Origin of the sequence: Shewanella halotolerans, from assembly GCF_019457535.1 — a bacterium.
GTDB classification, from domain to species: domain Bacteria; phylum Pseudomonadota; class Gammaproteobacteria; order Enterobacterales; family Shewanellaceae; genus Shewanella; species Shewanella halotolerans.
Genome location: NZ_CP080417.1, coordinates 1681016 through 1693332, shown reverse-complemented (window position 1 = coordinate 1693332; position 12317 = coordinate 1681016). Strand labels below are relative to the sequence as shown.

Genomic DNA, 12317 nt, shown 5'->3' with positions numbered 1-12317 from the left:
TCTCATCTCCTAGGGCAGAGGCTTGAGCTTAAACTGATAGGGAAAGCTCATAGGCTCATCGCCGACACTGAGATAGGCGGCGCTGCTCGCCGCGCCATCGACGCTAAGAAATCGTCCCTCAACCAAGGCCTTCTCCAGCCCCTCGGCATCCTTAGGCAGACGCGGCGACAGTGGTCGCCCTTCGGCGTCTGTTATCAGCAGCGAACGATACAAACGACTCACCTTAGCCTTGCGCTTATCCAGATTAGATAGCCAAGGGGTTAGATCCACCAGCCAGGGACGACGCTTATCGCCCTGCCCAATACTCAGCCACTGAGGGCGCCCTTGACAGACAATGCTGCCCTGGATGCTTTTGTCGTAGAAATAGCGCCGGCTGCCATCTTGGCTAGCCAGCACATAGGCGCTCTGCCCCTGACCGTTATCGATAAGGCGCCACTGTACCGGCTTACCAGCCTCGTTAAACCCTTTATCTATCTGCGGCCGACACACCTCGGCAAGGGCGGTCGGCATGGGAATATAGAGATCGTTACCTGTGCGCGAGGCGACCGATGGCTCAGCCAACTGCCATCTCTCTCTCGACTTAGCAGATGCATCGCTGTTAAAGCTGCCCCTTGAGGCTGGCGTTAGCGGTGGATTGGCGAGGTTCGCCTCAAAGTCTGACTGAGTCACGAAGGTGATCGCTTTAGTTGTCACCCTATCTCTTAGCTGTTCGCCATGGAGGATTGAGAGTGATGTGGGCACCTGGGCTAACTGCAAGATGTAGACATGAGAGGCCTGCTCGCGAAAAAAGAGTTCATCGAGCAACAGTTGCTCTGTACTCGTCAGCCACTTAGGCCGCAGACCTACTGGCGCTTCGAAGCCCAACTTGCCGTTTAGACCATTGAAGTCAGGCGACAGGCTGTTAACTCCACGATTAGTCACAACCAGGCGATAGCGACCGGGTTTGTTCAGAGCCCTGATTGTTAGCGTCGCCTCGCCAAAGTGGTAAGGCTGCTTCAACAGCGCCTGCCAGGAGACTTGCTCAGTGTAAGTGCGTACCGGAGTAAAACTCACCTCGGCGCGGACCTGATAGAGCTCCTCCAACTTGGCCCGGCTCTCGCCCCAGCCGAGCGGCAGCAGATTAACCCCTGAACTGACCACGCCCTCCAGGGCGCTGGCGCCGCGGGCACTATGGCGCCACAAGGGTAGATTTATCACCCGATCGCGCCAGTCGATAAGCTGGATATTTTGGTATTTGACCGAGGTGGCAAAGTCCCCAGCGACTAGGCCATGAACATAGCGCAGCTCGATATCATCACCGCCCCAACCCGCTGACATAATCCCTTGGTCTGACTCCATCATAGGGAGGGTCGCATCAGGGTCGTCTGGCGTCATGGGCAAGGTTGGGATCTCAAAGAGATCGTCATCAGCTTCAAGGGGGAAGCCACTATCATCGATAGTGCTTCCATCATCCTGCCACAGCATGTCGCTCACATAGAGAGTCGATTTAGGTGCCAGCAGCCAGCGACGCGTCTGCCTCCTATCGCCTTTCTCCTGCTGTTCCACCAACAAGAGCCTATCTAGCCAGCCGCTACGCCTGTTGAACCTCAGCAGGCCATAGCGCCGGTTTTCTATTCCTTGTTGCACACTGCTCTGCTCGAGCGTCGCCGTCACCCATTGCCCCTCGATGGCGGTTATCTGCCAGCGTGTTAACTCACTCGCTGCGATTAGAAACAGGTTGCCGAGCTTAAGGGTGTCACCCACACTAGGCGCCTTTGCTTGCCATTGAGTCTGGGGAATGAGCGGATTGAGCATGAACAGGGATTTCAGCGGTGCCAGCGCCCTGGCAGCCTCTTTGCCCTGCTTGGCCAGATAGGCATCCCACTCATCCTGGGCCTTGAAACGCACCTGACTTTGGTTTGTAGCGACCTTGTCGCCGACGCTTAACCGCACTCCCTGACGCACTATTTTGGCCAGCGCCGCGCCGCGGCCAGCATCATCGAAACTATTGATATTGAGTCGATAGGCAGGGTCTTGATACTGCAGCATAGTCGGGATAACAGAGAGGCTGACGCCATTGCCGCTACTTGCTGTCGAATCTGTTTGATACTTGAGGAGCGCGCGGGCCCGGACGCCGACTTGCTGGCTGTCACCATGAACATAGAGGGTACTCTTGGTGACTTGATATTCATGGGGGCGGGCATCCGTTTCCCGGCTATTCGCCTCACAATAATGACTCTGAGACGCGAACAGGCTCAAACAGAGCGTCAATGCCGTACAAACAATCCTGTTTTGGCTAAAGGCCATCCTAACTTCCCTGGCTTTGCATGTTACTGAAATGTAATGAGATTAAACTAAACCTCCAGCCATTCTACACAAAACTCAGGTGAAATACACAGCATTCGATTTCCGCTGTCAGCTCCCCTAAGTCACTGACTTACGGTGACAACAGCCCTCTTATGTCAGAAAAAAGACTATAGATAATGCTCCAGCAACAACTTGCCACTCATGGCGATCGACATGGTCACCACCAGCGGGCGGATGATCTTGCTGCCCTTAGTCACCACCATCCGCGAACCCAAGGTAGCGCCAATCGCCTGACCCAACAGCATCACGCCGCCCAGCAGCCAGAGCACCTTGCCGCCTAGGGCGAAGAAGATCAGCGAGGCGATGTTGGTAGAAAAATTGAGCACCTTGGCATGGGCTGTCGCCTTCGCCAGCCCGTATCCGGCGAGCGACACGAAGGCCAGCGCGAAGAAACTGCCGGTGCCCGGACCGAAGAAACCATCGTAGAAGCCTACCCCTAACGCGGCTGTCAGGCCAAAGAGGGTTGGCGACATCACCTGATGCTTATCCTCTTCACTGATGGACTTGGAAAACAGGAAGTAGCAGCCGATCGCCAGGATCAAGAAGGGCAGCAGCAGCTTCAGCACACTGGCATCGATTAGCTGCACCGCCACCGTCCCAAGCGCCGCGCCAAGAAAGGCGCAGCAGATGGCCAATTTCATCTTACCGAGATCCACCATTCCCTTACGCACGAAGTAGAAACTGGCGAAGAAACTGCCGCCACAGGCCTGTAGCTTATTGGTCGCCAGCGCTGCCGTGGGTGGCAGGCCGGCCCACATTAGCACAGGAATGGTGATCAGGCCGCCGCCTCCGGCGATGGAGTCGATAAAACCGGCCAGGGCGGCTACCGCAAACAGCAGTGCCATCAGTTCATAACTCAGTTCGAGGGACATAGCGACTCTATAAAAGGTTTATTCACAATTGGCCGCTATTAAACGCGCTTTGCATCCATTTAGCAAAGGAGTTATCCTCGCCATAGCGTGAAATAATCTCACAATTAGAAGATGAATCAACTGACACTCCCGCCCCTCAATGCCCTGCGCGCCTTCGAGTCGGCGGCAAGGCACCTAAGCTTTACCCGCGCCGGGAACGAACTCTTTGTCACCCATGGCGCCATCAGTAAGCAGATAAAAACACTAGAGTCTTACTTAGATGTCAGCCTGTTCACCCGCCAGCATAGACAGCTCAGTCTCACGCCTGAGGGCGAGCGTTACCTGCGCCATATCAGCAGTGCACTGCAAAGCATCAGCCAGGCCACAGAGGAGCTAAGGTCACAACCGGGTATCGCGCAGGCACTGTCGATCAACGTCCTGCCCAGCCTCACCATCAACTGGTTGATCCCGAGACTAGAGGAATTTAAGGCCCGCCATCCCCACCTCTATGTGGATCTCTCCATCGGCGACTTTCAGGTGGATTTCAAACGGGATAAGTATGATGTGGCCATTCGTAGCGCCACGGTGCGCCCGACCCATTGCCATGTGCTTAAGCTAATGGATGAAGATCTCTGCCTGGTCTGCGCGCCGCAGCTTGCCGAGCAGATAGACAGCCTTCAAGCTATCAACCGCCAGACGCTACTGAAGCACACCACCCGCCCCGAGCTCTGGCCACTGTGGGCCGAGAAGGTGGGACTTAAGCTGACCACAGACAAGATGTTGGGGATGGAGCACTTTTACATGCTAAGTCAGGCGGCGGTCAGTGGCATGGGACTGGCGTTGATCCCCCGCTTCTTCATCGAAAAGGAGCTGGCAGAGGGCAGCCTGGTGATCCCCTTAGCGACCCAATTTACCAGCCCCTACGCCTACTATGTGTTGACGCCTAATCTACCGCCGTCAAAGCAAAGTGAGCGACCACTCAAGGTCCAGGCCTTTATCGACTGGCTGCTGGAGATCTTTGCCCCATACCGCCACCAAAGCGACGATCTAAGCTAGAACTTACTCGAGCAGATCGCTCGCGTCGAAGGCCTCGAGATAGTTAACGCCCTGGCCCACATCGAACTCGAAGTTGAGCACCTTGAGGCAGGTATCGAAGGTCTTCTCGCCAAACCACTCCCGGTCGAAGGCATGCAGCGCCTTGATGATCCCGGCCTGACCACCATCTCCCTGGAGTTTGACCGGCGTCAGGGTGGCGATAAAGCTTGCCACCAGACCGTAGAGGTCCTTCTCCGCCTCCCCTTCGGCGGCCCACAGCTGAGGGTCGGCGTAACGGCGAGCATAATGACTGGTGGCGATATCCAGCCCTATGCCGAAGTTCACCAGTACGGCCTTATCGTCGCTGCAGATGATGTTTTTCGGACAGATGGCCCCGTGATAGATATCCATCTGATGCAGATACTGCAGCGCCGACAATAACTGAGTAAACCAGGTTGCCGGTTGCCCAAGTTGAATATCCCTTAGCTCATCCAGCGACACGCCGCGCTCCCAGGCGCGGCTGATAAACAGTTCATCGCTCTGGGGCAGTTGACCGAAATTCAGCACCTGCTCCACATGGGGGTGATAGAGTTTCGACAGGCTGCGATAGAGGCTGCTGAGCATCAGCCAGTCGGTCTCCACCTTGGCATAGATGGAGACGCCGCAGGGATAATTGCCCTGAAGATGGCGCGCGCGCCAGAACTGGCTGTGCTCTGTGGCGGCGATGAACTGCTCCAGCTGATAGTGATGATCGATAATGGCGCCGCTGGCGATCTCGATCCTCTCCGGCAGGGTGTCGCAGACGCCGTTGTCGATCAATGCCGCGATATCACAGCGGATCATGTCCAGATCTGTGGTACCTCCACTGGCGGCCTGGCGAAACCATTGATAGATCCTCGGTTGACGAGTCTGCTCCGCCAATGAAAGAAAACTGGCGGCGAAGGCGGCGATATCTTGGCTGGCATTGAGGTTGTCCTTGATATCGATAAACTCGACATCGCCGAGATCCGAGACGAACAGACAGTTACTCTGCCAGCCGCCAACCGTGACTCCTCGGCGATGGATCTGCTGCAGGCCAGAGACGGCGCGGCGCAGGATCTCCAGTAGCTGATAGGTGGTTAACAGCTCATGTTCGAGCACATCCAGTGGCACGCCCCGTGGCATCCGAATGGGCAACACCAACTGCTCGCCATCTTGAATAAGAGGTGCGCATTGCGGCACACCGCTACAACCAGCCAAAGTCTGCAGCCGCTTAAACTCATCGCGCAGACGCAGCTCATATTGCAGCGACTCATCGCTGTTCTCAAACTGAGTCGGCACTAATACCTTGAGCAGCCAGGGCGCCGTCCAACCGCCGGGGCTGTACTCCGCCTGCCACACCTCAAGGCCGCTCTGGATGAAGAGACACTTGAGCTTAACGAAATCCTGGATCTTATTGTTGCGCTGCTCAACCAGGGCCACCTGGCCTATGGTCTCAAGCACCATCTGTTTCTGCTTGTCGGTCACCTGATGCTTATGCGGCGCCGTCAGGCCCCACTCCTTAGTCAGCGCGGCAACGATCTGACTCGGGGTATAGATACTCAGGGAGCCCTGCTGTTTCTCAAGCTCAATCTCCTCGCCTTTTCGCCCGGTGACGAACACCATCCCCTGGCACCAGGGGGCATAGACGCCCACGGGAATCTTGTGTTTGACGTTGCCCGCCAGCACACGGGCCACATAGTTGGCCTTGGCCAGGCTGTTATCTACCTGACGGCCATCGAGTGACCAGGCATGCAGACCGGCGTCCAGGCGGCCGATATAGCCCTTCACATCGACCACATAGACGCCCCACTCGCCGATCACCAGTGCGTCGACCTCCATCGCCTGTCCCGACTTGGTGGGGATCTCCACATTGGTCAGCAAGATGTAGTTATCAGGCAACTCGTCAGCCAGCATGGCAAATGCCCAGCGCTCGGCGTCGTTGACCGGGGTCCCAAAACTGATCTGCTTCGCCATCTGCTCTCCCTAATACTAGGCTTGCTTATCCTGTAGCTTACGTTACAGCAAAAAAAAGCCACTATAAATAGTGGCTTAATAAATTAGTCGCTTTTAAAATTAGTCGCGATTAATGATGACAGTCGTCATCGCATTCATGGTCATGGTCGGCAAACTCATCGTCACCTTCCTGATGCTGCATCACGCCCCAGCCGTCAGTCGCCCCACCGAACTCGGCGGCAAACTCGTTGAGCTCAACCTCCTGATCGACGATGGCCTGATATTCCGGCACCATGTTGATGCAGACAATCAATTCCCACTTGCCGAGCTCGTCGTTGAGGTGTAACTCCAACTCACCTTCGAGCTCTGATTGGGAAAGTTCTTCCACCGCAGATTCGGCGTCGCGCTGATCTTCAAAGATCAGGAAAAAATCCACATCCAAGGCCTTGGTTAAATCGATACCGGCCTCGGCCATGGCGGCTAACATCTTGCCATTATCATCATCTGGGAACTGCATAGTTTGACTCCTTCTGGATCTCTTGGCGATGAATCACTCAGCGACGATTGTCACGCTTTCGCCGTTGTAGCTGACCACCTGTCCGGCAATCACCTTCTTACGTTTACGGGTCTCGACTTCACCGTCGACGGTCACCAGGCCTTCGCTGATCACCATCTTGGCTTCGCCGCCAGCTGAGGTCATGGATTGCACCTTCAATACTTTATAGAGTTCGATAAACTCTTCACCCGGTAACAGGGTTAAGGTTTGGGCTTCTGTGGTCACGCTAACTACCTTTATTTAACTGAGTCGGCGGGAGTATATCACTCTGGCCTATTGCGGGCTATCACTGCGCTCCGAGGCGAGCAATCCATAATAGCGATCGTCCACCCAGGCATCATTTAGCCTGAAGTTATGCCTTAAGGTGCCCTCAAGGACGAAGCCACACTTCTCAAGCACCCGGGCCGAGGCCAGATTCTGGTCAGTACAAAGCGCGATAAATTTATGGGCATTAAACTGCAGACAGGCCCAATCGATCACCGCCCTGAGGCTCTCGGTGGCATAACCGCGCCCCTGGCCACTATTGCTTAGCATATAGCCCACCTCGATCTGACCCAGACTGGTATCGACGCCGTAAAAGCCGGTAAAGCCGATAAACTCACCATCCTCAATGGTTTCGATAACCAGGGTCAGCCAGGCGCCAGACTCGTAATCCCAAGGCGCGAGACGCTGCTCAAACTTCTCCCGTAAGACAGGTTCGGTTTGAGGCGCCCTGACATAGCGACTTTGCCGCTCATCCTGATGGACCGACAAGAAGTGTGGCCAGTCCTCAGGTATGAGCGAGCGGATTTTTAAGTTGTCTGTATATAACTCGACGATCAAGAGATTAACCGCGGCTGGTCACTTCGAGCAGGTGGTAGCCGAACTGGGTCTTAACTGGGCCTTGCACTTCGTTTAGCGGCGCACTGAAGACCACCTCGTCGAACTCACGTACCATCATGCCTGGACCGAATGACCCCAGGTCGCCGCCCTGCGCCCCTGACGGACAAGAGGAATGAGCTTTGGCCATCTCGCCGAAATCTGCGCCAGCTAAGATCTGCTGCTTGATCTGTGCGCACTCTTCTTCGCTGCTAACCAATAGATGACGTGCTGTTGCTTGTACCATGTGGCACTCCTTTGATTTCCCTAAAAATGAATAAAATAAAACCCAGCAAGTATAAAACATTTGCTGGGTTTAAAAAGGTGTAACCCTCAGATTATGCCTTAGCGCCCTGAGCTTTTATCCAGCGGTGGATTTTTTGCTCCATTACCGCCATCGGCAGCGAGCCTGAGGTTAAGATCTGATCGTGGAACCCTTTAAGATCGAACTTGTCACCCAAAGCCTTTTCCGCCTCGGCGCGCAGGGCCAAGATTTTCAGCTGTCCCACCTTGTATGAGAGGGCTTGACCAGGGATCGCCATGTAGCGCTCGACCTCGGCGATGATGTCGGTTTCGGCCATCGGCGAGTTATCCTTCATATACTGAATCGCCTGCTCGCGGCTCCAACCCTTGGCGTGCAGGCCAGTGTCGACCACCAGACGCATGGCGCGCAGCATCTCATCGGATAGCTTACCGAAATACTGGTAAGGGTCTTCAAACAGGCCCATCTCGATGCCGAGATACTCGGCGTACAATGCCCAGCCCTCTTCGAAGGCGGTATAGCCGCTAAAGCGTTGGAACTCGGGCACACCGGTCAACTCCTGCTTGATGGCGATCTGGAAGTGATGCCCAGGTGCCGCTTCGTGCAGTGACAGCGTCGTCATCCCCCACTTAGGCTGCGCCTTCAGGTTGTAGGTGTTGATGTAGAAGACGCCAGGACGTGAACCATCGACCGCTGGTGCCTCGTAAGATGCACCGGCCGCTGACTGCTCGCGGAAGCTCTCAACCGGCTTGACCACATAGTCGGCCTTAGGCATGACATTGAAGTAGTTAGGCAATACGGCGTTGATCTTGTCCTTCAGTACCATGTAGCCATCGATCAGCCCCTGACGCTCGCTAAAGAAGTATTGCGGCTCAGAAGACAGTGAAGCAAAGAAGGCCTTGAGATCGCCCTTGAAGCCCACCTGCTCTCTCACCTTATCCATCTCACTGAGAATACGCGCCACCTCATTAAGGCCAATCTGATGGATCTCATCGACCGGCATGGTGGTCGTGGTGTGGGCATTGGCTAGGTGCTGGTACCAGAGTTTACCGTTAGGCAGCCCCCACCAACCATCGCTGGCTCTAGCCACAGGCAGATAGGTTTCCTGGAAATATTGCTTGAGGGACGCTAGTGCTGGGATCAGCTCTTTGCCGATCAGAGTGTCATATTGCTGAGTCAGCTTCTGCTTTTCCTCTTCACTAAAGCTCTCGGGCAGATTAGTGATAGGCGCATAGAAGAGGCTGTCGCTCGGCTGCTCGACTAACTGGGCATCCAACTGCGGAATGATGCGCTCGACCAAGACTCTTGGTAGCACGGCCTTGCTGGCAATCCCCTCGTCCATGCGTGCCTGGGCCAACTTAGTCCAGTTGATGAAGCCCGATAGACGCGATAGCCAGTTTTCATAGTCTTTAACCGTGTTAAATGGCTGAGCACTCTCACCGCTGCCCAGCTGCACCATGGTAATGACTGTGCTGTAGAACTGGTTCATCGGCATGAAATAGGATGGGAAGGTCTCGGACACCAGCGCCATGTTTCTGTCATAGGTAAACATGTCGTAGCTCAGCTGCAGCGGCTCGGGTAAGTCACTGCGATCGATCGCCTTAACCGCCTTCAGGTAGCGACTGTTAAGCTCGTGACGCGCCTTGAGATACTCCTCGGTCAGATCGCCGCCAAACTGGTCGTTGTAGTCATTGACGCCGACAAATGTCGCGTACATTGGCTCTAGCTTGAGCATGTCGTTGAAATAACGATCCACTAAGGCAAGGTATTCCTGCTCTGCGCTTTGTACCTGAGGCGCAATAGTCTGTTCTGGCGCTGGGGCATTGCTCTTGGCCTGGCTTGCACTGGTTTCCTTGTCTGAGCAGCCCACTATGGCCACCAAAGCTGATATCGTCAATGCGAGAAGCGTTTTGTTCATTCGAGTTATATCCTTCATATTCTGTGCAAGTGAGTGTTGTTTTCTATAATTACCTTAGGTGTATCTGAGGAGCGAGCTAATGATTTACTCATTTAGTAATTCTGGATTCAGAGATCCCGAAACTGGCGTCTACAACCAAACCTATTTTATGGAGGTATTTAACCGTGAGTGGCACCGCCACATGCGCGAACGCCAGACGCTGGCCTTATTGTATCTTTGCCCACACATTCATGAAACAGTAAAGCAACCTCATTTACTGGAATTATTCATGAAACAGGTTCAAGAAGCGATACTTAGGACGACAGATATGGTCGCCAGACTGAATCAGGATAACTTTGCCTTGGGGCTGTTTAACATAGATAGAGAAGGAACCGAAATCGTTATCGCCCGCATAGAACAGAAAATAAAGGATTTTAACCAGGATTATCAACGCAAACACAGCAATCGCATCGACTATGAGCTGGCCGGTTGTCTCTGCCAACCCGAGAGCGATCTCAACATCGAAAACCTGTTTGAAGATGTCCGCTCATTAACCCACACCCTAGAGGGACAGAAGGAACATCATACTGCGATGCATTGCCTGAACTAACGGGTTTACCTGTCTACAGGCATAAAAAAAGCCCCTTGCGGGGCTTTTTATTTTAAGGCTTAAAGTGCAACGTTATAGATACGTGCCTTTTCCTTGATATAGGCGAGATAACTTGTCGCTGAACGCTTAGTCTTCTCATCCTTAGCAGCCTTCAAGCAGGCATTGTATGCCGCTTTAATCTGCTTGGTACCTAGATAAGCCAAGGTTAGCTCAAACTCGACTTCACCTGCACTCACACCGCCGGCAGCCAATGCTTTTTTCAGCACAGGGATCGCCTCTTTGTGTTTCTCTTGCAGGGTCAGAAGACGGGCTTGTTTAAGGTAAAGTTTACCATCGTTATTGATGGCAGCAGCCTTACCATAATAATCAGCCGCTTCCTTTAGCTCTTTAGCATTGTGATAGAAGCCACCTAGGATAGATAAGGTTTTCTCATCTTCCTTAATCAGGCCACTCTTCATATGCTTTTCATAGATTTTCGCCGCGCGGTATGGTGAACCATTTTGCGCCAGCAGCTGAGACAGACGCGTGATGTTACCCGCAGTCTCTAAAAATCCATTCTTATAAGCTAAGTCGTAGGTTGCTAATGACTTATCATAGCTTTCAGTCATCAAATAAAACTGCGCTAACTGTACCCATAGACGGCCATCTTGTTGGAAAAGCGGCACCATAGTCTCTAGGACTTTAATCGCATTTTTATAATCTTTCTTGTTGAAGTAAGCCGTCAGCTTCATCTGGTACAAGCCTTTATCTGGCTTAGTACTGATAGCTAGACCTTTATCGACAACGCCGAGCACCTTATCCCACTCTTTGAGTTCAGAATAAGCGATACCTATACGACGATACACTTGTGGATCTTCTTTACAGGTAAACTTCATCCACTCGTAGTAGTAAGGGATAGACTCTTTAAACTTCTTTTCCTGAATCAACAGGTCGGCATATAGACGTAGGGTTGCACCATGGTCTGTACCGCCAAGAATGTCAGCGTCAACGGCTTGCTTCAGATACTTGATCGCCGTACCCATCTGATTTTTTTCGGCATAAAAGTTACCCAACATACGGGCAATATAGGCCTTATCAAAAGCATCGCGTGGGCTGGCTTCAAGCAATACGGCAATCGCTTCGTCGATATTGCCTTCTTGATAAGCTTCGAAAGACTTTTGGACTTTCTTTGCCGAGCTTTGGCCTACGGCCTTAGACTGGCGCTTCTCAATGGGGCATTTTTCGGCAGCGCTTGCCGCTGGTGCGACGACTAGGCTTCCCCCAATGGCAAGCAATAGTGCGGCTGCAAGTGTATTAACCTTTTGCATCTCTATTTGCCTCCATCAAGTTTAAAGTCTAGTTGTACCGTCATACCAGGTTGCTTAAGGGCTTTACCGTCAACAATTTTTGGCTTGTACTTCCACTTCTTCAGTGCACGCTTAGCTTCTTTATCGAAGATACGCTTAGGATCGGCGTTGATCACTTGCACATCTTCTACACCACCAAGTTCGTTGATGGTAAAACTAAGTTGTACCCAACCTTCCTTACCGTCACGTGCTGCAGCAATCGGGTACTGTGGCTCGATACGAACGATAGGTGTTGCATCACCGTCACGAGTCATCATGTTACCCAGCTTGAAGCCGGTAGATGCGGCACCCGCTACTACACCACTCATGTTGAAAGACATGTTGGTGTCTATGTCTGATGAGCTATCAGGCGGTGGCGTATCTGGTAAAGGTGGCTGCTCAGGTGGTGTAGGTGGCTTAGGTTTGACCCTAGGCTTGTCCTGCACTTTCGTATCCTGTTTATCCATACTGATCTCAATAACCGGAGATTCAGTCGCAGTGTCGGCGCGTTTCGCGCCGCCACTGACCAAGAAGGCCATGAAAACAAACAGGGCGAAAGTAACAGCACCACCAATTAATAATGATACTATTCCTCTCAGCATA

General features: G+C 53.2%; 12 protein-coding genes. 2 read left to right on the top strand and 10 right to left on the bottom strand.

What is annotated here, in order from left to right; all coding sequences use genetic code 11:
• Positions 1 to 9: 9 nt before the first annotated feature.
• Both K0H81_RS07330 and K0H81_RS07325 read right to left on the bottom strand, forming a co-directional pair.
• Positions 10 to 2286, bottom strand: a complete 2277-nt coding sequence (locus K0H81_RS07330) for a hypothetical protein (RefSeq protein ID WP_220060400.1) — start codon at positions 2284 to 2286, stop codon at positions 10 to 12.
• Positions 2287 to 2453: 167 nt separating this feature from the next.
• Positions 2454 to 3218, bottom strand: coding sequence for a TSUP family transporter (locus K0H81_RS07325; RefSeq protein ID WP_220060399.1), 765 nt, complete (start codon positions 3216 to 3218; stop codon positions 2454 to 2456).
• 111 nt (positions 3219 to 3329) lie between these two features.
• On the opposite strand from K0H81_RS07325, the gene gcvA reads away from it, so the two are divergent.
• Positions 3330 to 4253, top strand: coding sequence for a transcriptional regulator GcvA (gcvA, locus tag K0H81_RS07320; RefSeq protein WP_220060398.1), 924 nt, complete (start codon positions 3330 to 3332; stop codon positions 4251 to 4253).
• A 3-nt stretch (positions 4254 to 4256) separates the two neighbouring features.
• Here the strand turns inward: gcvA and K0H81_RS07315 are convergent, their stop codons facing one another.
• From K0H81_RS07315 to K0H81_RS07290, 6 genes are all read right to left on the bottom strand, one after another.
• Complete coding sequence (locus tag K0H81_RS07315) at positions 4257 to 6227, bottom strand: NERD domain-containing protein kinase family protein (RefSeq protein ID WP_220060397.1); 1971 nt, start codon at positions 6225 to 6227, stop codon at positions 4257 to 4259.
• Positions 6228 to 6336: 109 nt separating this feature from the next.
• Positions 6337 to 6723 (bottom strand): ribonuclease E inhibitor RraB, encoded by a 387-nt coding sequence (locus K0H81_RS07310; protein ID WP_220060396.1) that lies wholly within the window; start codon positions 6721 to 6723, stop codon positions 6337 to 6339.
• 33 nt (positions 6724 to 6756) lie between these two features.
• On the bottom strand, positions 6757 to 6987 hold the full coding sequence (locus K0H81_RS07305; RefSeq protein ID WP_186300566.1) for an RNA-binding S4 domain-containing protein: 231 nt from the start codon (positions 6985 to 6987) through the stop codon (positions 6757 to 6759).
• A 48-nt stretch (positions 6988 to 7035) separates the two neighbouring features.
• Positions 7036 to 7581 (bottom strand): GNAT family N-acetyltransferase, encoded by a 546-nt coding sequence (locus tag K0H81_RS07300; protein ID WP_220060814.1) that lies wholly within the window; start codon positions 7579 to 7581, stop codon positions 7036 to 7038.
• 7 nt (positions 7582 to 7588) lie between these two features.
• On the bottom strand, positions 7589 to 7867 hold the full coding sequence (locus K0H81_RS07295) for a peptidylprolyl isomerase (RefSeq protein ID WP_220060395.1): 279 nt from the start codon (positions 7865 to 7867) through the stop codon (positions 7589 to 7591).
• Between the two features lie 91 nt (positions 7868 to 7958).
• Positions 7959 to 9800, bottom strand: coding sequence for a DUF885 domain-containing protein (locus K0H81_RS07290; RefSeq protein ID WP_220060394.1), 1842 nt, complete (start codon positions 9798 to 9800; stop codon positions 7959 to 7961).
• Positions 9801 to 9879: 79 nt separating this feature from the next.
• Here K0H81_RS07290 and K0H81_RS07285 point away from each other — a divergent pair, with 79 nt between their 5' ends.
• A complete protein-coding gene (locus K0H81_RS07285) occupies positions 9880 to 10389 on the top strand; it encodes a GGDEF domain-containing protein (protein WP_220060393.1) in 510 nt (169 codons plus the stop codon).
• A gap of 59 nt (positions 10390 to 10448) precedes the next feature.
• Here K0H81_RS07285 and K0H81_RS07280 read toward each other — a convergent pair whose 3' ends face one another.
• Together K0H81_RS07280 and K0H81_RS07275 are read right to left on the bottom strand one after the other, a co-directional pair.
• A complete protein-coding gene (locus tag K0H81_RS07280; protein ID WP_220060392.1) occupies positions 10449 to 11696 on the bottom strand; it encodes a tetratricopeptide repeat protein in 1248 nt (415 codons plus the stop codon).
• Between the two features lie 2 nt (positions 11697 to 11698).
• Entirely contained in the window at positions 11699 to 12316 is a 618-nt protein-coding gene (locus tag K0H81_RS07275; protein WP_144200533.1) for an energy transducer TonB, read from the bottom strand.
• Between the last annotated feature and the right edge of the window lies 1 nt (position 12317).

What these genes read in the sequence shown, in the direction of transcription:
- K0H81_RS07325 (WP_220060399.1), bottom strand. Translation starts at nt 3,218, where the DNA reads ATGTCCCTCGAACTGAGTTATGAACTGATGGCACTGCTGTTTGCGGTA.
- K0H81_RS07315 (WP_220060397.1), bottom strand. Translation starts at nt 6,227, where the DNA reads ATGGCGAAGCAGATCAGTTTTGGGACCCCGGTCAACGACGCCGAGCGC.
- K0H81_RS07330 (WP_220060400.1), bottom strand. Translation starts at nt 2,286, where the DNA reads ATGGCCTTTAGCCAAAACAGGATTGTTTGTACGGCATTGACGCTCTGT.
- K0H81_RS07310 (WP_220060396.1), bottom strand. Translation starts at nt 6,723, where the DNA reads ATGCAGTTCCCAGATGATGATAATGGCAAGATGTTAGCCGCCATGGCC.
- gcvA (WP_220060398.1), top strand. Translation starts at nt 3,330, where the DNA reads ATGAATCAACTGACACTCCCGCCCCTCAATGCCCTGCGCGCCTTCGAG.
- K0H81_RS07280 (WP_220060392.1), bottom strand. Translation starts at nt 11,696, where the DNA reads ATGCAAAAGGTTAATACACTTGCAGCCGCACTATTGCTTGCCATTGGG.
- K0H81_RS07275 (WP_144200533.1), bottom strand. Translation starts at nt 12,316, where the DNA reads ATGCTGAGAGGAATAGTATCATTATTAATTGGTGGTGCTGTTACTTTC.
- K0H81_RS07285 (WP_220060393.1), top strand. Translation starts at nt 9,880, where the DNA reads ATGATTTACTCATTTAGTAATTCTGGATTCAGAGATCCCGAAACTGGC.
- K0H81_RS07290 (WP_220060394.1), bottom strand. Translation starts at nt 9,800, where the DNA reads ATGAACAAAACGCTTCTCGCATTGACGATATCAGCTTTGGTGGCCATA.
- K0H81_RS07295 (WP_220060395.1), bottom strand. Translation starts at nt 7,867, where the DNA reads ATGGTACAAGCAACAGCACGTCATCTATTGGTTAGCAGCGAAGAAGAG.